We start from the raw sequence: 689 nt of genomic DNA, 5'->3' as shown, positions 1-689 counted from the left end.
TACCTAACAATAACTTGGAGGTGTTTTTTCTATGGGGACAAGAGTCAGTTATCCGGTAGAAATAAAATTAAAAGCGATTGAAATGAGATTAGCTGGTATACCTGTAAAAGAAGTATTGTCACAGCTGAATATTCGTAATCATACCCAATTGAAAACGTGGATGACATGGTATAAAAATGGAGAAATGCATCGATTTGGACAGCCTGTAGGCAAGCAGTATTCATATGGGAAAGGTCCTGAATTTAAGAGCGAGACGTCTAAGTTAGAGGCAGAGAACCGGCAGTTAAAGCAACAGATTGAGATCTTAAAAAAGTACAAGGAATTGGAAAGGAAGTGGTACCAGAAATTGTAGTAAACACAGTGGAAGAGCTAAAAGGTCAGGTGCCTATTTATCAAATCTGTTTACATCTTAATATCCCTCGATCCACTTACTATCGTTGGAAGCAACATACAAAACGGGATACACTAAAGAAATGGATGGAACAACAAGTTGGTGAACAATGTCATAAACACAAGTTTCGATATGGCTATCGAAAGATTACAGCATTACTCAATCGAACGATGAAGATGAATCATAAGTTTGTGCAGCGTGCCATGCAGAAGTATGGTTGGCAATGTCGCGTAAAACGGAAGAAACGTCAGCGAACAGGGCAACCTTATCAGGTTGCAGAGAATGTATTAAATCGTGA

The 689-nt window shown here is 38.8% G+C and carries 2 protein-coding genes; both read left to right on the top strand.

The window, feature by feature from the left end; translation table 11 throughout:
- The first annotated feature begins 31 nt into the window (after positions 1-31).
- Positions 32-352 carry a transposase gene (locus tag ACH0CI_RS28250; protein ID WP_033578679.1) on the top strand — a complete coding sequence of 107 codons (321 nt, stop codon included), beginning with the start codon at positions 32-34 and terminating at the stop codon, positions 350-352.
- Positions 334-689: IS3 family transposase (locus tag ACH0CI_RS28245; RefSeq protein WP_406902665.1), on the top strand; the 356-nt coding region annotated here is incomplete at its 3' end. The genes ACH0CI_RS28250 and ACH0CI_RS28245, both read left to right, overlap by 19 nt.

It is taken from the genome of Priestia sp. 179-F W1.4 NHS, assembly GCF_045369295.1.
GTDB lineage: Bacteria > Bacillota > Bacilli > Bacillales > Bacillaceae_H > Priestia > Priestia zanthoxyli.
This window is presented reverse-complemented; position numbering and strand designations above follow the sequence as displayed.